Annotated in this window: 14 protein-coding genes, 1 tRNA gene and 3 pseudogenes; 14 read left to right on the top strand and 4 right to left on the bottom strand. The window is 46.3% G+C overall.

All coding sequences use genetic code 11. The features are described 5' to 3' along the window. Nucleotides 1-6: 6 nt before the first annotated feature. Complete coding sequence (locus tag A9236_RS08270; RefSeq protein ID WP_071464910.1) at nucleotides 7-471, bottom strand: DNA polymerase III subunit chi; 465 nt, start codon at nucleotides 469-471, stop codon at nucleotides 7-9. A 14-nt stretch (nucleotides 472-485) separates the two neighbouring features. Next, nucleotides 486-2091, bottom strand: a pseudogene (locus A9236_RS08265) (leucyl aminopeptidase). 166 nt (nucleotides 2092-2257) lie between these two features. Between A9236_RS08265 and lptF the strand changes: the two are divergent. The 3 genes and pseudogenes from lptF (at nucleotide 2258) to A9236_RS08250 (ending at nucleotide 5530) form a co-directional block, all read left to right on the top strand. Beyond that, nucleotides 2258-3373, top strand: coding sequence for an LPS export ABC transporter permease LptF (lptF, locus tag A9236_RS08260; protein ID WP_071464909.1), 1116 nt, complete (start codon nucleotides 2258-2260; stop codon nucleotides 3371-3373). Next, a pseudogene (lptG, locus tag A9236_RS08255) lies at nucleotides 3370-4525 on the top strand (LPS export ABC transporter permease LptG). The gene lptF and the pseudogene lptG overlap by 4 nt, the downstream one beginning before the upstream one ends. Nucleotides 4526-4588: 63 nt before the next feature. Continuing rightward, nucleotides 4589-5530, top strand: a complete 942-nt coding sequence (locus tag A9236_RS08250) for a CysB family HTH-type transcriptional regulator (RefSeq protein ID WP_071464907.1) — start codon at nucleotides 4589-4591, stop codon at nucleotides 5528-5530. A 37-nt stretch (nucleotides 5531-5567) separates the two neighbouring features. On the opposite strand, the gene A9236_RS08245 is transcribed toward A9236_RS08250, so the two are convergent. Continuing rightward, nucleotides 5568-5652 (bottom strand) — tRNA-Leu (locus tag A9236_RS08245). Between the two features lie 152 nt (nucleotides 5653-5804). Here A9236_RS08245 and A9236_RS08240 point away from each other — a divergent pair. The 8 genes and pseudogenes from A9236_RS08240 (at nucleotide 5805) to rng (ending at nucleotide 12470) form a co-directional block, all read left to right on the top strand. Further along, on the top strand, nucleotides 5805-6524 hold the full coding sequence (locus tag A9236_RS08240; protein ID WP_071464906.1) for a YebC/PmpR family DNA-binding transcriptional regulator: 720 nt from the start codon (nucleotides 5805-5807) through the stop codon (nucleotides 6522-6524). Between the two features lie 30 nt (nucleotides 6525-6554). Next, entirely contained in the window at nucleotides 6555-7832 is a 1278-nt protein-coding gene (purD, locus tag A9236_RS08235) for a phosphoribosylamine--glycine ligase (RefSeq protein WP_071464905.1), read from the top strand. Nucleotides 7833-7874: 42 nt separating this feature from the next. Then, complete coding sequence (gene hemF, locus A9236_RS08230) at nucleotides 7875-8786, top strand: oxygen-dependent coproporphyrinogen oxidase (RefSeq protein ID WP_071465133.1); 912 nt, start codon at nucleotides 7875-7877, stop codon at nucleotides 8784-8786. Then, nucleotides 8783-9472, top strand: a complete 690-nt coding sequence (locus A9236_RS08225; RefSeq protein ID WP_083393459.1) for a nicotinate-nucleotide adenylyltransferase — start codon at nucleotides 8783-8785, stop codon at nucleotides 9470-9472. Before hemF ends, A9236_RS08225 begins: the two co-directional genes overlap by 4 nt. 46 nt (nucleotides 9473-9518) lie before the next feature. Then, a pseudogene (gene rsfS, locus A9236_RS08220) lies at nucleotides 9519-9905 on the top strand (ribosome silencing factor); the annotation flags it as partial. Nucleotides 9906-9938: 33 nt separating this feature from the next. After that, entirely contained in the window at nucleotides 9939-10382 is a 444-nt protein-coding gene (gene rlmH / locus A9236_RS08215) for a 23S rRNA (pseudouridine(1915)-N(3))-methyltransferase RlmH (protein ID WP_071464902.1), read from the top strand. Nucleotides 10383-10386: 4 nt separating this feature from the next. Beyond that, entirely contained in the window at nucleotides 10387-11010 is a 624-nt protein-coding gene (locus A9236_RS08210) for a nucleoside triphosphate pyrophosphatase (RefSeq protein WP_071464901.1), read from the top strand. Next, nucleotides 11007-12470 (top strand): ribonuclease G, encoded by a 1464-nt coding sequence (gene rng / locus A9236_RS08205; protein ID WP_071464900.1) that lies wholly within the window; start codon nucleotides 11007-11009, stop codon nucleotides 12468-12470. Before A9236_RS08210 ends, rng begins: the two co-directional genes overlap by 4 nt. 19 nt (nucleotides 12471-12489) lie before the next feature. Here rng and msbA read toward each other — a convergent pair whose 3' ends face one another. Beyond that, on the bottom strand, nucleotides 12490-14253 hold the full coding sequence (msbA, locus tag A9236_RS08200; RefSeq protein ID WP_071465132.1) for a lipid A export permease/ATP-binding protein MsbA: 1764 nt from the start codon (nucleotides 14251-14253) through the stop codon (nucleotides 12490-12492). Nucleotides 14254-14263: 10 nt separating this feature from the next. On the opposite strand from msbA, the gene A9236_RS08195 reads away from it, so the two are divergent. From A9236_RS08195 to A9236_RS08185, 3 genes are read left to right on the top strand one after another with little or no spacing between them, the layout of a single operon-like run. Continuing rightward, a complete protein-coding gene (locus A9236_RS08195; RefSeq protein ID WP_071464899.1) occupies nucleotides 14264-15025 on the top strand; it encodes a glycosyltransferase family 2 protein in 762 nt (253 codons plus the stop codon). After that, nucleotides 15022-15801 carry a glycosyltransferase family 2 protein gene (locus tag A9236_RS08190; protein ID WP_071464898.1) on the top strand — a complete coding sequence of 260 codons (780 nt, stop codon included), beginning with the start codon at nucleotides 15022-15024 and terminating at the stop codon, nucleotides 15799-15801. The genes A9236_RS08195 and A9236_RS08190 overlap by 4 nt, the downstream gene beginning before the upstream one ends. 11 nt (nucleotides 15802-15812) lie before the next feature. Then, nucleotides 15813-16964 (top strand): glycosyltransferase family 9 protein, encoded by a 1152-nt coding sequence (locus tag A9236_RS08185; protein WP_071464897.1) that lies wholly within the window; start codon nucleotides 15813-15815, stop codon nucleotides 16962-16964. The last annotated feature ends 4 nt before the right edge of the window (nucleotides 16965-16968 follow it).

The raw sequence follows: 16968 nt of genomic DNA, 5'->3' as shown, positions 1-16968 counted from the left end.
TGCAACTTAACTCTTGGATTGATCAAAGTTATGCAACTCATGGCCCAAGTCACGATAGGCCTTAAAACGCTCGCGGCCCGCCAAGCGCTCCACCTCATTCACAGTGACTACCTCAACGATACGGGGAAATCTAGCAACGAGTGCGGATACATCTTGTGGCATACGCATACCCAGATGAATCATGACATCTGCATGAGGAATCGTACTCAGAGATGGAGATGTGAAGTTATCGGTGAGCACAATAGGAGTTTCAGCGGCGCCCTCGTCTTCAATATAACAATGCGGCAGAAAATCGGTGATGCTAAATGTCCAAAGCAGATCATCTAATTTTTTTAGGTCTACTTTTTCACCAACGATAACGATGTTGCGAACAGGCTCGCCTTCAGGGGTTGCGCTCCAGATTTTACGCGTGAGGCGGCAAGCATATTCAAGCTTATCGCCAACATTGCTGTGAAAATCAATTCGCGCCATAGATTCTTACTGGTTTACTTTTGCTCAAGCAAGTAATTTACTAGTAAAGGTACTGGTCGACCAGTTGAACCTTTAGCGGCACCACTCTTCCACGCAGTACCAGCAATATCCAAATGCGCCCACTTATATTTCTCGGTAAAGCGAGACAAGAAGCAAGCTGCAGTAACGCTGCCAGCGGGACGTCCGCCAATATTGGCTACATCAGCAAAGTTGGATTTCAGTTGCTCGTGATAGGCGGCATCTAAAGGCAGACGCCATACCGTGTCTAAAGAATCATGGCCGGCTTTAGTCAAATCGCTTACCAGGGCTTCATCGTCAGAAAATACGCCGCTGTGTACATGACCCAATGCAATGATGCAAGCGCCAGTTAAGGTTGCTACATCAATCACGGCCTTAGGTTTAAAGCGCTCTACATAGGTCAAGGCATCACACAAAATCAAACGGCCTTCAGCATCAGTATTGAGAATTTCAATTGTTTGACCCGACATACTTTTGACAATGTCGCCTGGACGAGTTGCTTTACCAGAGGGCATGTTTTCACAAGTAGGCACTACACCGATGACATTTTTTTTTCAACTTCATCAATGCAGCGGAATACATTGTGCCAATCACCGAGGCAGCGCCACACATGTCGTATTTCATTTCGTCCATAGCTTCGCCTGGCTTTAAAGAAATACCGCCGGTATCAAAGGTGATTCCTTTGCCAACCAGAACAATAGGGGCTTCACCAACCTTACCACCTTGATGACGCATCACAATAAATTGGGGTGGCGTCTCAGAGCCCTTGGCAACCGATAGAAATGAGCCCATACCCAGAGCTTCGATTTGCTTAAGCCCTAAAACCTCAACCTTCAAAGCAGCCTTCTTCGCCAAGCTCTGCGCGGTTTTACCCAAATAAGTAGGCGTGCAAATATTCGGAGGAAGGTTGCCCAAGTCTTTCGCTAAATTCATACCCTCAACCATTGCGGAGCCTTGCTCAACAGCCAGCTTTAATTCTTTAGCAGTTGCATCATTACCCCCAAAGACCAAATGCTTAAAAGTATCCGCATTGTCTTTGGCCTTGAATTTCATCGCAGGCTGACGAACACCAAAGCGATAAGCTTGATCTCCAGCATATTGAATAGTGAGACGCACTTCTTGGGCGATAGTTTCGGATGCTTTTGATAAAGTAAAGCTAGGAGCAAACCAGAGCGCATTCTCAATAGCGCCACCACTTAAAGCCTTCAATCCCGCACGAGCAACTTTAGAGTACGTCAATAAACTTTTATCCGCACTCGATTGCAAATCGCCCATTCCTAGCAAAAGAATTCGCTTTGCTTTGACCGCATTTGCAGACCAAGACTTTTCAGCTCTCAATATGCAAACCGAGGCTTGCTTGCCGTCCAAATCACCGAGCGTGCTGACGTGACCAAGAGAACCTCCCAACAGAAGATCTAATTCCGCCAAAATACCAGTCTTGACCTTGGCGCCTTTAGTCCCAGAGAAACTGTCAAAGTCTGCTTTTGAGTACCCAAGAACGAGGCAATCAGTGCTGATAGCAAGCAAGCTTTTAAGGCTCGATTTGAGGAGTTTTGGACTTTGCAGGTCCGCCTGGGAGAAAATCTTGGTACTAAATTGAATTGTCATAATGTATGGCAGTATTTTTAGGTCGATTTGAGGACTAAAGAATGTTAATTCAGGATGTTTATCCATTATCCTCCGACATGAGATTAACCTACTTTGCCCGCACAAAAACCAGTCATTTAAACCCCTTCAAAACCCTATACCGACCAATTTATAGCCATTCATGATTTTTAAAGATGCCCTTCGCCGAGAACTCAGCTTTACTACAGGCGGCGTCTTTTTGGTCCTTGTGACCATCATGGTGACTACTTTGGTAATCCGCATCCTAGGTTATGCGGCAAATGGTGCAGTAAACCCAGAGGATGCAGTCGTATTGATTGCCTTGGCTACCCTGGGCTATCTTGCCGTCTTATTAACAGTCTCCCTATTTGTAGCCACCTTGATTGTGTTGGTGCGTTGGTACAAAGATTCTGAAATGATTGTCTGGTTTGCCAGCGGTTTAAGCATCAGCAATCTGATTCGCCCCATTTTGCAATTTGCTACTCCGCTCATCATCATCATTGCGCTTCTTGCATTATTTGTTTGGCCTTGGGCTAACAGAGAGACCACCCTCATTAGCCAACGCTTCCAACAACGAGATGATGTCTCGATGGTGACTGCTGGCCAATTTAAAGAATCTGCCAGAGCAGAACGTGTCTTTTTTATCGAACAACTCGATGTTAATAAGAGCGAAGTAAAGAATATTTTTGTTGCAGACAATAAGAACGGGCGTCTTAGCATCGCCGTTGCATCTACTGGCTTTATTAAAAATTCTGAGGGTGGAGAAAAATCCGTTGTCCTTCACAATGGCCGCCGCTATGAAGGCCAGCCCACCCAGCCTGACTTTAGAATCCTGGAGTTCAAAGATTACACAACCAAGATACGTAGCAAGGAAACCTTAGCGCCAGCTCCGCGTGACCGGGAGAAAACAATTCAGGAATTAATTAATGAACCCAATCCTGCTTTTGTGAATCCAAGTCGAGCTGAACTACTCTGGCGTATTGGACTTCCGCTAATGGCGCTTGGTCTTGTACTCATTGCAATTCCGCTGGCGTATGTAAACCCACGCCTTGGTAACTACACTGCCATGTTTTATGCGGTACTCATCTATTTAATCTACAGCAACTTATTGAATCTCACTCAGAACTTTGTTGCTCAAGGCAAATTCAGTGTCTTTGTTGGCATTTGGCCTATTCATCTGCTGGCCTTATTAATAGCTACTGCATTAATTCGTAATCGCATTAACCCATCCATTAAATGGTGGCGCCGCCAATTACCTGCTGCCCTGGCAAATAAATGAAACTGCTCTTTCCCTACATCTACGAGCGTTACCTAGCTAAGCAAATTTATGCGGCATTTGGATTTATTTTGTTTGCCTTGGTTGCATTGTTTTTGTTTTTTGTACATCCTAAGCGAGCTGGGCTCGGTTCAAGGTGGCTACACCCTGCCACTTGCTTTGCTTCATGTCCTACTCAAAGCTCCAAGCCGTATTTCCGAGATTACTCCAATTGCAGCCTTGATTGGCAGCATCTATGTATTTGCCATGTTAGCCAGCCAGTCTGAATTCACTATCTTGCGCATTGCTGGTCTGGATGTGAAAAAAGGCTTGATTGCACTTACCAAGATTTCATTGCCGCTGGTTTTGCTTACGCTCATCATGAGTGAATGGGCAGGACCCTATACAGAAGCCAAGTCAGAGCAAATCCGCATGAAGGCCTTGGGCGCAACCTATTCTTCACAATTTAAGACTGGTGTTTGGGTGAAAGACCGCCTTCGAGATGAAGATGGTAGTGGTCCCGTTCGTCCAGGCGTTCGTTACGTCAACGTAGGCAAGGTCGACAAGGACAATGATATTGGCGATATTCGGATGTATGAATTTAGTGATACCTATAACCTGCTCTCCATTCGCACAGCCCCTTCTGGACACTTTGATGAAACCGGTATTTGGGTTTTAAATGATGTTACTGAAACTCGCTTTAAAGAAACTAAGCAAACCGATCCGCTCAATCCTGTTTTTTCAGCGCAAACATTTACGCACCCCATTCTGACTTTAGAGTCTGAAGTAACTCCGCAAATTTTGAGCGTGCTATTAATTAGTCCAGAAAAAATGTCGATTCTGAGTTTGGGCCGTTTCATTGCTCACCTGAACGAGAACAACCAAGATACACAACGACATTCAATCGCCTTTTGGAAAAAAGTGATCTACCCGTTCACGATTTTTGTGATGTTGGCTTTAGCGCTCCCGTTTGCCTATTTAAAAGTCAGGGCTGGTAGCGTAGGCATCAAAGTATTTGGCGGCATCATGCTGGGAATGAGTTTTCAGCTATTCAACTCTTTGTTCTCCAATGTTGGACTCTTAAGTGCATGGCCAGCATTCTTGACAGCGTTGATACCGCCAATGCTCTACTTCCTCTTGGCATTGTTTGCCTTACGGCGAGTTTCGGAAACCTAATACCCAAAATTCATATAGAATTTGATTCCTATATCTTTGTAGATATATAGATAGGAATCCCATATGAACCTGCACCAATTCCGCTTTGTACGTGAGGCTGTTCGACAAAACTTCAATCTCACTACAGCTGCTAAGGCACTTTTCACCTCCCAACCGGGCGTGTCTAAAGCCATTATTGAATTGGAAGATGAGCTTGGCGTTGAAATCTTTAGGCGTCACGGTAAGCGTATCCGCTCTCTCACAGAGCCCGGCAAACGAATTCTGAGCTCAGTCGAACGCATCTTAGATGAAGTCGAAACACTGAAGCGAGTGGGCAAAGATTTTGCCAGTCAAGATCAAGGCAACTTTGTGATCGCCACCACCCATACTCAAGCACGCTATGCCTTACCAAAAGTACTTACTGAATTTACAAAACGTTTTCCTAAGGTTCGCGTCAGCATCCAACAAGGTAGTCCAGGTCAAATCGCCGAGTTACTCAGTCATGATCGAGCAGACATCGCCATCGCAACCGAAGGGATCGCTAATACTCCTGGTGTACTAGCTTTACCTGGATACCAATGGCAACATGTAGTCATGGTGCCGTTGAGTCACCCATTACTCAATCAAGCATCGGTAACGCTTGAAGAGATTGCCAAGTATCCCATCATCACCTATGACAAAGCTTTTGCAGGGCGCAGCAAGATTGATGCTGCCTTTGCTCAACGCAATATCACTCCCGATATTATTTTGGAAGCAATTGATGCTGACGTCATTAAGACTTACGTTGAAGCGGGTATGGGTATCGGCATTGTTGCTGGTCACGCATACGACCCAGATAGAGATCGCAATCTTAAAGTCATTCAAGTCGGTCATTTATTTGGCAACAATGTGACGCACATTGGCGTTAAACAAGGGGCTTACTTAAGATCATTTGTTTACACCTTCATCGAGCTCTTCTCGCCCACGCTCACCAAAAAGATTGTTGAGCAGGCCATGAATGAGAAAGCTGATACCTACGAAATCTAATGCTGGGGAAAGATTTACGGATTGAATAACCAGTAAATGGTGCCTCGGGGCGGACTCGAACCGCCACGCCTTGCGGCACCGGATTTTGAGTCCGGCACGTCTACCAATTCCATCACCGAGGCAGGTGTTTGCAGTGGAAATTCTGCTTAATTGACTACTTTGTTACAGCTAAGCCATGAGAGTGTAACAAAAATTGGCTAACTGCCCCCTACCTCGGGTCTAGAACCCCTTAAAATAGCCTCTTATAGCCAAATTATTAAAAGGACTTATCCGTATGGCCGGCCACTCGAAATGGGCCAATATTCAGCACCGCAAAGGTCGTCAAGACGAAAAACGCGGCAAGATTTGGACCAAACTCATTAAAGAAATTACTGTCGCTGCCAAACTGGGTGGCGGTGATCTCGCAACCAATCCACGTTTACGCTTGGCCGTTGATAAAGCCAAAGACTCCAATATGCCTAATGACAACGTGCAAAGAGCGATTCAACGCGGCACCGGCACATTAGAAGGTGTGAGTTACGAAGAGATTCGTTACGAAGGCTACGGCATCAATGGGGCTGCCATCATTGTGGATTGTTTAACTGATAATCGCACCCGCACCGTAGCAGAGGTTCGTCATGCCTTTAATAAGAATGGTGGCAACATGGGCACCGAAGGATCGGTTGCATTCCTCTTCAAACACTGCGGTCAAATGTTATTTGCTCCTGGCAGCAACGAGGATCAATTAATGGAAGTTGCGCTTGATGCTGGAGCTGAAGATGTGATTGCGCATGATGATGGCTCGTTTGAAGTACTAACACCCGTGCCTGATTTTGGTAAGGTGCAAGATGCCCTAGCGCAAGCAGGACTGAAGTCTGAACTAGCAACCGTTGCCATGCGTCCTGAAACAGAGATTGCACTCGAAGGCGAGCAAGCCGAAAGCATGCAGAAACTGCTCGATGCCTTGGAAAACCTTGATGACGTTCAAGAAGTATTTACAAACGCAGCTCTATAACCCACTCAATTATTTAAGATATCACCCGTTATGAAAATTCTTCTCGTTGGATCTGGTGGACGCGAACATGCATTGGCTTGGAAGCTAGCGCAGTCGCCTCAAGTGCAAACCGTTTATGTGGCACCGGGCAATGGTGGCACCGCCACAGCTAAACAGGCGGCAGCTGGTATTGAGAATTTACCCATCACTGGTTTACAAGAGCTCGCTGATTTTGCAAAACGCGAGAAGATTCATCTCACCGTTGTTGGTCCTGAAGCGCCCTTAGCTGCCGGCATTGTCGACGTTTTTCGCAATAATGGCTTGCGCATTTTTGGTCCAACTCAATTAGCCGCCCAGCTGGAGTCTTCAAAAGATTTCTCCAAGGCTTTTATGAAACGCCATGGCATTCCGACTGCGGAATACCAAACATTTACTAGTGCTTTAGAAGCACATGCTTACATTGATGCTAAAGGCGCGCCAATCGTGATTAAGGCCGACGGCTTAGCTGCTGGCAAAGGTGTAGTGGTAGCAATGAGCCTAGATGAAGCTCATGCAGCGGTAGAGATGATGCTTGCCGATAACAAATTAGGTAATGCTGGTGCTCGCGTGGTAATCGAAGAGTTTCTTACTGGCGAAGAAGCCAGTTTTATTGTTTTAGTAGATGGCAAGCATGTTCTTGCACTGGCAACCAGCCAAGATCACAAGCGTTTATTAGATGCTGACCAAGGCCCTAATACTGGCGGCATGGGCGCTTACTCCCCTGCTCCCGTTGTTACCCCGGAAATCCATGCGCGCGCTTTACGTGAAGTGATCATGCCAACTGTGAGGGGCATGGAGGCGGATGGTCTGCCATATACAGGTTTCTTATACGCAGGACTCATGATTGCTCCCGATGGCAAGATCAAAACTTTAGAATTTAATTGCCGTATGGGCGACCCGGAAACTCAACCCATCATGGCACGCTTACGCAGTGATCTCGTCAATGCCCTTGATCATGCAGTAGATGGCAAACTCAACGAAGTAGAGCTTGAATGGGATCGTCGCACCGCCTTAGGAGTAGTTCTAGCTGCACATAATTACCCAGATACTCCACGCAATGGTGATGTCATTACCGGCATTCCTGCTGATACCGAAGATCAACTCACTTTCCATGCTGGTACCAAATTACATGAAGGCAAATTAGTGACCTCGGGTGGGCGTGTATTGTGTGTTGTGGGTTTAGCCGACACCGTTCGAGGTGCTCAACAAAAAGCCTACGATGTCATTAAGCAGATTCATTTCAATGGGATGCAATATCGCAAAGATATTGGCTATCGCGCAATTAAATAAATATTGAAAAGTACAGATTCCTTGTCAGCACCTCAAACTCAAATTGATATTGCAGCCCTGAAAGAATATTTTTTAGGTCTGCAAGATCGCATTACTTCGGCGATGGGCGCTTTAGATGGGAAAGCTTTTATTGCGGACGAGTGGCATAAGCCAGAAGACAGCAAACTCAAAGGCTATGGGCGTACTTGCATTTTGGATAATGGCAACATCCTTGAAAAAGGCGGGGTAGGTTTTTCTCATGTTCGCGGCGATCAAATGCCGCCTTCTGCCTCGCATCACCGCCCTGAACTAGCGGGTCGCAGTTTTGAAGCGATGGGTGTGTCTTTGGTTTTTCACCCCAACAACCCAAAAGTCCCTACTACCCATATGAATGTGCGCTGCTTTATTGCACAAGCCCCCGATAAGGAGCCGGTATGGTGGTTCGGTGGCGGTTTTGATCTCACCCCTTACTATGGTGTTGATGAAGATTGCACCCATTTTCATCAAACTGCCAAAGATGCCTTAGACCCCTTTGGTGATGAGCTCTACCCACGCTTTAAAAAATGGTGTGATGAATATTTTTACCTAAAGCATCGCGAAGAACCTCGCGGTATCGGCGGCGTATTCTTTGATGACTTTAATGAACTAGGCTTTGAAAAAAGCTTTGCAATGATGCGTGCAGTGGGAGATGCCTTTATTCATGCTTACCTGCCTATAGTAGAGCGTCGCTACCAAGACGTGTTTACCCCAGAAGAAAAGTCGTTCCAAGAATATCGTCGTGGCCGCTATGTGGAATACAACCTTATTTTTGATCGAGGAACGATTTTTGGTCTGCACTCTGGTGGTCGTACAGAGTCTATTTTGATGTCGATGCCCCCAGTCGTTCAGTGGCGCTATAACTGGCATCCTGAGCCAGGCACCCCCGAAGCCAAGCTCTATGACTATTACCTTAAACCACGCGATTGGTTAGCTTGAGCGCTCGTAAAAAAATCGGTATCCTCGGCGGCACCTTTGATCCGCCACATATTGGCCACCTTAAGCTAGCCAGTCATTTTGCAAAGCTCTTACGCTTAGACGCTCTCTTACTCATTCCAAGTGGTGAGCCATGGCAAAAGGGTTCTGGAATTACCCCTGCTCCAATTCGTTTTCAGTTAACCGAAGCTGCTGGCATTGATTTGGCACGAGCATTTTTGTATCTCAAGATACCGACTCAGGTGTGCATTGATCGAATTGAAATAGATCGCGCAGGACCTAGTTATGCGATTGATACTGTGAAAGCTTTAAGAGATCGCTTTGGCAATGATGCGAGCCTGATCTGGCTAATGGGAGCAGATTCGCTCATGACCCTGCCTACGTGGCGTGCATGGCAAGAGTTAATGGGATCCATTCATATTGCAGTAGCAAGTAGACCAAATCACGAGCTAGAGCCAGCAGGAAGCCCTGAACTGAAGCAGTTATTAGCAAAACATCAAACTTTAGAGCCAAGCGCCCTTGAAAATTGTCCGTCTGGCCTCATCTATATCGATGAAAGTCTCTCGATAGATCTATCTTCTACCGACCTGAGGAGCCGCCTCAAAACCCTTACGCGCAACTCTATCGGGGTCGAGGAAGTTCCATCGCACACCCTAGAAATCATCGCAAATCTGGGCTTGTATCAGTAATCAAGCTAAGATCATCCTCAACACTTAAATAATATTGATAGAAACCATGGACTTACGTAAATTACAACGTGTCATTATTGATGCCCTCGAAGATGTGAAGGCGCAAGATATTCGCGTTTATGACACTACCAAACTTAGCGAGTTATTTGATCGCGTAGTTATTGCTACCGGCTCAAGCAATCGCCAGACACGCTCTTTGGCAATGTCTGTGAAAGAAGAAGTCAACGCCAAAGGTGGCGAAGTCATCTCCATTGAAGGTTTAGAAACTGGTGAATGGGTACTTGTCGACTGTGGCGATATCGTCGTTCACATTCTGCAACCAATGTTGCGCTCCTACTATCAGCTCGAAGGCATGTGGGGCGCTAAACCTGTACGCGTGAAATTGGCTGGCGCCAAAGGTCTTGTTAAAGCTAGTGAATCAGAAGACGACGAATAATTATTTTTTTGTTCATTTTGAATATAGCTAATGCGCCTAACGATTGTTTCTGTTGGTCATAAAATGCCAGATTGGGTTGCCACTGCAACCCATGACTACATCAAGCGCATGCCTGCAGACTGCAGCATCGAAATTAAAGAAATCAAGCCTGATCTCACACCCGCCAAGGAAGCGGTCAAGATATCAGCCGCTATCCCCAAGGGTTCGAGAGTGATTGCACTAGACGAAAGGGGTAAGGATCAAACCACTCAAAACCTAGCCACTCAACTAGCAGGCTGGCGCCAAGAAGGTTTTGATATCACCTTTTTGATTGGTGGAGCAGATGGCTTAGATGCCAGCCTCAAAACGAGTGCTCACGCCATGTGGCGCCTCTCTAGCCTGACCTTACCTCATGCAATGGCCAGAGTGATGCTTGTTGAACAGCTCTATCGCGCGTGGACCATCCTGCAAGGCCACCCATATCACCGCGAGTAAGACCTTGAATTCTTTTATCTATCTCGCCTCACAAAGCCCACGACGCCAAGAACTCTTAAAACAAATTGGTGTTGAATTTAAATTGCTTCTTGCACAAGCCGGTGAAGATACTGAAAGCATTGAGACCCCCCTTCTTTATGAAAAAGCATGCGCTTATGTAGAGCGCGTAACCTTAGCAAAAAGTGCTGTGGCACTCGAGCGCTGGGGAAAAAGTGGATTGCCGTGGGCGCCGATATTATGTGCCGACACAACCGTAAGCTTACCCAATAGTCCTGATGGTGAAATCCTAGGCAAACCAACTGACGCTCGTGATGCTTTACGCATTTTGAGGATGCTGAGCGGAAAGATCCATGAAGTACTTACAGCTGTAGCAATTACGGTCAAGCCAAATGAGCCCCCTATCTCTATCGTGCAGATCTCAGAGGTTCAATTTGCAGACCTCTCTGAAGAGCTCATTGAAGCTTATATTGCTAGCGGAGAGCCTTTTGGGAAAGCTGGGGCTTACGGCATTCAAGGGGGCGGCAGTGCTTTTATCCCTTCGATTAAGGGCAGCTATAGCGGTATCATGGGTCTACCACTGTATGAAACTGTTCAACTTCTCAAGCGCGCCCAAGTTCACTGCATATGAATGAAGAAATACTGATCAATATCACCCCACAAGAAACGCGGGTTGCATTAATTCAGCAAGGTGCAGTGCAAGAGCTCCAAATTGAGCGTACTCGCCAGCGTGGGATTGTTGGCAACATCTATTTAGCAAAAGTGGTTCGTGTATTACCGGGCATGCAATCTGCGTTCATTGAGGTTGGTTTGGAGCGCACAGCTTTTATGCATGTGGCCGATATTACGCAAAGCAATCCACAGCCCCAAATTGAGAAGCTATTATTTGAAGGTCAGACACTATTAGTGCAGGTTCTTAAAGATCCCTTGGGCACCAAAGGCGCTCGCCTGACAACCCAGCTCAGTATTGCGGGTCGTAATTTGGTTTACCTGCCACCTGCTGGCACAGACGTTGCCACGGAAAAATATATTGGTGTATCACAACGCATTGATCAACCAGAAGAGCGTGAGGCGATCAAAGCGCGCTTGGCGGGTCTCATGGCTGAGGATGAAAAAGGCGGCATCATCGTACGTACTAGCGCTCAAGATGCCTCGGATACAGAATTGCAGCATGACATGCGCTATCTCAGAACTACCTGGGAAAATATTCGTGAGGCTGTTAAATCTAAAGCGGCTCCTAGCCTCCTTTACCAAGACTTAAGCCTTGCTGAAAGGGTCTTGCGGGATGTTGCTGGCGAAGAAACGACGCAGATTCGCGTAGACTCTGCAGAAAATTTTGAGAAGCTCAAAGGCTTTGCCACTCTTTATATGCCTAACCTATTGGGCAAGTTAACCCTGCATCGTGGTGAGCGCGCCCTCTTTGACTTGTTTGATGTCGACGCCGAAATTAATAAAGCTTTAGGAAGACGAGTCGACCTGAAGTCCGGTGGCTATTTAATGATCGACCAAACGGAGTCGATGACTACGATTGACGTAAATACTGGTAGCTATGTAGGTGCTCGTAATTTAGATGACACAGTCTTCAAAACTAATTTGGAAGCAGCCCAAGCGATTGCTCGTCAACTTCGTCTACGTAATCTTGGCGGCATCATCATCATTGATTTCATCGACATGATGGGCAAGGATCATCAAGAATCCGTCCTTTATGAATTAAAGCGCAACCTTGAACGCGATCATGCTCGCACCTCGGTTAGTGAATTTTCAGCATTAGGTTTGGTAGAAATGACGCGCAAACGAACTCGCGAGTCTCTAGCCCATATCACCTGTGAGCCTTGTGCTACCTGCATGGGCAAAGGTGAAATCAAAACTGCTCAGACGATTTGTTATGAAATCTTGCGTGAAATCGTACGTGAACATCGTCAATTTAATCCCCGTGAATTTCGTATCGTGGCAGCGCCGGATGTGATTGATCTCTTCCTTGAAGAAGAGAATCAATTTTTAGCACAGCTCGGGGACTTTATTGGCAAGCCAATTACACTTCAGGCTGAAGGCAGCTTCAAACAAGAACAATACGATATTGTTCTTAGTTAAGCGACTTACCAAAAACTATTTAAGCGTTTGAGAATTGAATACGGTGCAAATTGGCATATAAGCCATCTTGCTTGATCAACTCTTCATGCGAACCGTTTTCTATCACCTTGCCATGCTCTAAAACCACAATACGGTCTGCATGCTCAATGGTTGATAAACGATGGGCAATCACTAAGGTGGTGCGCCCCGCCATTAACCGCTCTAAAGCATCTTGTACTTGACGCTCAGATTCTGAGTCCAAAGCGGAAGTGGCTTCATCCAAAATAAGGATTGGTGCATTTTTATAGATAGCACGAGCGATAGCCAAGCGCTGGCGCTGGCCGCCGGATAGACGATTGCCGTTATCACCCACCAAGGAATCTATTCCCTCAGGAAGCTCACGAATCATAGCGCTTAGATTGGCAGCCTCCAAGGCCTCCATGACGCGCCCACGATCTATGCCTTCTTCAGTGGCGGCGCCGTAAGCCACATTAGCAGCAATGGTGTCATTGAACAAAATGACATCCTGACTTACAAAAGCCAGTTGCTTACGAACATCAGAAAGAACAATGTCCTCCAAAGGCAGATCATCTAAATAAATATGTCCACTCGTTGGCTTGAAGAAGCGCGGAATCAAATTCACCAAGGTTGATTTGCCGCCACCAGATGGTCCAACAAAAGCCACAATTTCACCTGGTTTGATATTGAGATTAATATCAGTCAAGGCATCCTTACGCCCCACTTCTTGCTGATAAGAAAATCCAACATTCTCAAATCGAATAGCGCCTTTGGCTTTATCCAAAGATCGCATATTCAATCTACGATCCTCATCTTCTTCAAAAGGCTGATCCATCAAACCAAAAATCATTTCTGCAGCCGTTAAACCACGTTGCAATGGCTGATTGATGTCTGCCAAATGCTTTAAGGGCGAGATCACTAGCATCATTGCAGTAATGAAAGAGGCAAAACCACCAACCGTAGTACCTTCGGTTGCCGATTGCATCAAAGCAATCACCAGCACGATAGACAAGGCCATGGAGGCAATCAATTGGGTAATCGGCTGATTTAGACCGCCTGCTAGTGCAGACTTCAGGGCAAATTGGCGCAGGCGCTCTGCCTTCAGCTTAAAGCGGTTCATTTCATATTCTTGAGCGCCATGCACCTTAACAATTTTGTAGCCAGCAGCAGACTCTTCAACGATGTAGGCAAGCTCACTAGTTAAATTCTGCTGCTCACGATTCAGGGATCGTAGTCGCCGATTAATCTTAGTCATGATCAATGCGATCACTGGAAAAATAAATAAAACGACCAAAGTTAATTGCCAGTTGAGGTAAATCAAGTAACCCATCAAGCCCACTACAGTGAGAGAATCACGCACCAAGCTAATCAGCATCCCCCCCATAACTGAGAGAACATTATTTACTTCAAAAACAACCGCATTAATTAAATTAGAAGCGGAGTTCTTCTGGAAAAAAGTAGTACTTGCATTCAACAAGGTTTGGAACATTTGCTCACGAAGCTTCAAGAGAACCGCATTAATCACTCGGGTAAGTAAGTAATTCGATAAAAACTGTGCCAAGCTCCGCACCATGGCCAAACCTACCAAGAAAACTGGCACTTGCCATAACTTGCTATTGAGCTGACCAGTGAACCCGCGGTCTAGTAAAGGCTTCATCAAGGCAGGTATAGAGGTCTCAGCCCCCGCAACAATAGCCATAGCTATCAGGGAGCCAATAATCAGCCCAATATGGGGCTTCAGGTAGGTAATTAAGCGATTTAGGGCGGTACGGTCTTGAGCATTCATATAATGAATTATGCCCACCTTATCCGTCATACTCATCACCCGCAATGAAGAGGCCAATTTAGAGGATTGCCTGGCCTCATTGGAAGGCATTGCCCAGCAGATTGTCGTGGTCGACACCAATAGCACTGATCGCACTCTAGAAATCGCCCAAAATCATGGCGCTACCATTGCTCAGCCATCGGATTGGCCGGGCTTTGGCCCCCAAAAGAATCGCGCCCTAGAGCTCGCTACAGGTGAATGGGTTCTATCTTTAGATGCCGATGAGCGGCTTACCCCCGCCCTAAGATCAGAAATTCTGACGGCCATTCACCATAGCGCCCATATTGACTGTTTTGCCATTCCTAGGCTGTCTTGGTATTGCGGTCGCTTTATCCGCCACTCTGGCTGGAGTCCAGACTATGTTGACCGACTTTTTAAGCGGGGGACCGCCCGCTTTTCCGATGACCTGGTACACGAACGCCTCATTCCTAAAGGGCAAGTGGCTAAGCTAGAGAATCCCATGCTGCATTACAGTTTTATGAACTACTCCCAAGTCTTGCAAAAACTGGACCGTTATTCAACGGCCTCGGCTGAGCAAGCTTTTGCCAAAGGCAAAACCAGCAATCCTTTAACAGCAGTCTTGCATGGAGTCTGGGCCTTTATCCGCACTTACATCATTCGCGCTGGATTCTTGGATGGAGCCCAAGGATTTGCTTTGGCCATTTCGAATGGTCAGGGAACCTACTATCGCTATATCAAACTCTGGCACCTAAACCAGGAAGCCCGTAAATGATTTCCATTTTGTTGGCTACTTATAACTGGCCACAAGCCCTTAAGCTCTGCCTCGAATCACTGGCCACCCAAGCAGACCGTGATTTTGAAATTATGATTGCTGACGATGGTTCAAGCGATAGTACTAAGCAAGTCATCGACACTTTTAAAGCATCCCACCCTATTTCTATTGCGCATCTATGGCAAGACGATCAAGGCTTTCGGAAAACCAAAATCTTGAATCAAGCGATTGCTGCTGCCAAAGGGGATTACCTCATTTTTTTAGATGGCGACTGCATTGTTCAGCCAGATTTTGTTGCACGTCATCGCCAGCTTTCAGAAAAAGGCTATCTAGTTACCGGCAGCAGAGTCTTGCTTGATGAAAAGCTCACTCAAGGCCTGCTTACCTGGCCAGCTTGGGACTTCTCACTATTTCACTCCAAACTCTTAAGTGAGCGTTTGCGTGGCGGCATCAATAAGTACTGGCCCCTGAAAATTAAATTTGGGAATGGCGGATGGCGGGACTATCAAAAGTTTGTTTGGCGTCGCATTAAAGGCTGCAATATGGCTTGCTGGAAAGCAGATGCTGAGGCAATCAATGGTTTTGATGAAACGATGACTGGCTGGGGTCATGAAGATGCTGACTTTATCTTTCGCTTGCAACGCCATCACATCAAACGGAAGTCGGGATCATGGTCAACTGAAGTACTGCACCTCTTTCATAAGATACACGACCAAAGTAATGCTGCTGAGAATGCCCGCCGAGTTCGTGAAAAGATTTTGGCAAAGGCAATGTAAGAGTTAACACTATGACTCACTTTTCCAACCTTAAACCAAAGAAAGTTTTATTCATTGCCACACGGCAAATCGGGGATGTGCTGGTTACAACACCTCTCATTAGTAAAGCTCGTGAACTTTGGCCAGATGCAGAGTTTCATTTTTTGGGCTACAGAGGTAAATTGGAGATGCTCAAGGGCAATCCTGATATTGCACAAGTCATCGAAACCTCCGATAGACCAGGATTTGGGGAGTACCTCTCACTCTTTAACCGTTTATTTCAGCGCTATGATCTTGCGTTTGTTACCCAACCAAGTGACAGAGCCTATCTCTATGGTTTGGTCTCTGCCTTTCACCGTGTAGGCGTTTTAGGAGGGCATCCTCAAGGTAAGCAAAGTAAGGCTACAGATAAATCGAATCGACAAAATGCCTGGAAGAAGTTCATCTGCATGCATACCGTTGATGTTGACTACTTTAGCCAGCATGTCATTGCTGAAAAACTACGCTTGCTTGAAGTCTTTTTCCGCAATCCCTTGGAATTATTTTCTAAGCCCATTAAGGTCACCCCACCGATTGGTGAGGCGTTAACACCCGTCATTGCTGGAGAACTCACTCAGCCTTATGTAGTGATACATCCTGGCCCATTAACTGCATATAAACGTTGGCCATTAGCGTATTGGCAAAAAATCATTACTTATTTAGCGAAACGGGGGTTTCAGGTAGTGCTGAGCGCCTCTCCCTCGAAACAAGATCTGCAGCTCAATCATGACATTTTTTCGCTACTTGAGGACAGTATTCGCAAGCAGGTAATTAATACCGCTGGTAAGCTTTCGATTCCGCAGGCTGGTTCTTTGTTGAGGGCAGCCTCTTTATATATCGGCGTCGATACCTCTATTACGCATTTAGCAGCAGCTTGCAATACCCCGACAATTACTTTATTTGGCGCTACACCACCCACAAATTTCGGGCCCTGGCCCAATGGCTTTATTGGCGATCAACCATACCAATTGCGCGCCCGCTCTCAAACAGTTGGCAATATTACTATCTTGCAAGGCCCCGGGGAGTGTGTACCCTGCCGAAAAGCGGGTTGTTTAGATCGCGCCGATAGCTATAGTGAATGCCTAGACTTACTTGAGCCAACCCAAGTAATAGATGCTATAGAAAAAGTATTAGGGCAACCCTGAGGCT

The organism is Polynucleobacter sp. QLW-P1DATA-2 (assembly GCF_001870365.1).
GTDB lineage: Bacteria > Pseudomonadota > Gammaproteobacteria > Burkholderiales > Burkholderiaceae > Polynucleobacter.
The sequence above is the reverse complement of the archived record's forward strand: the minus strand, read 5'-3'. Positions and strand labels throughout refer to the sequence as shown.

Bases quoted from the DNA above. Each gene is read 5' to 3' on its own strand.
- A9236_RS08240 (WP_071464906.1), top strand. From the start codon at position 5,805: ATGGCCGGCCACTCGAAATGGGCCAATATTCAGCACCGCAAAGGTCGT.
- rng (WP_071464900.1), top strand. From the start codon at position 11,007: ATGAATGAAGAAATACTGATCAATATCACCCCACAAGAAACGCGGGTT.
- A9236_RS08185 (WP_071464897.1), top strand. From the start codon at position 15,813: ATGACTCACTTTTCCAACCTTAAACCAAAGAAAGTTTTATTCATTGCC.
- rlmH (WP_071464902.1), top strand. From the start codon at position 9,939: ATGCGCCTAACGATTGTTTCTGTTGGTCATAAAATGCCAGATTGGGTT.
- A9236_RS08190 (WP_071464898.1), top strand. From the start codon at position 15,022: ATGATTTCCATTTTGTTGGCTACTTATAACTGGCCACAAGCCCTTAAG.
- msbA (WP_071465132.1), bottom strand. From the start codon at position 14,253: ATGAATGCTCAAGACCGTACCGCCCTAAATCGCTTAATTACCTACCTG.
- A9236_RS08195 (WP_071464899.1), top strand. From the start codon at position 14,264: ATGCCCACCTTATCCGTCATACTCATCACCCGCAATGAAGAGGCCAAT.
- lptF (WP_071464909.1), top strand. From the start codon at position 2,258: ATGATTTTTAAAGATGCCCTTCGCCGAGAACTCAGCTTTACTACAGGC.
- A9236_RS08250 (WP_071464907.1), top strand. From the start codon at position 4,589: ATGAACCTGCACCAATTCCGCTTTGTACGTGAGGCTGTTCGACAAAAC.
- purD (WP_071464905.1), top strand. From the start codon at position 6,555: ATGAAAATTCTTCTCGTTGGATCTGGTGGACGCGAACATGCATTGGCT.
- A9236_RS08270 (WP_071464910.1), bottom strand. From the start codon at position 471: ATGGCGCGAATTGATTTTCACAGCAATGTTGGCGATAAGCTTGAATAT.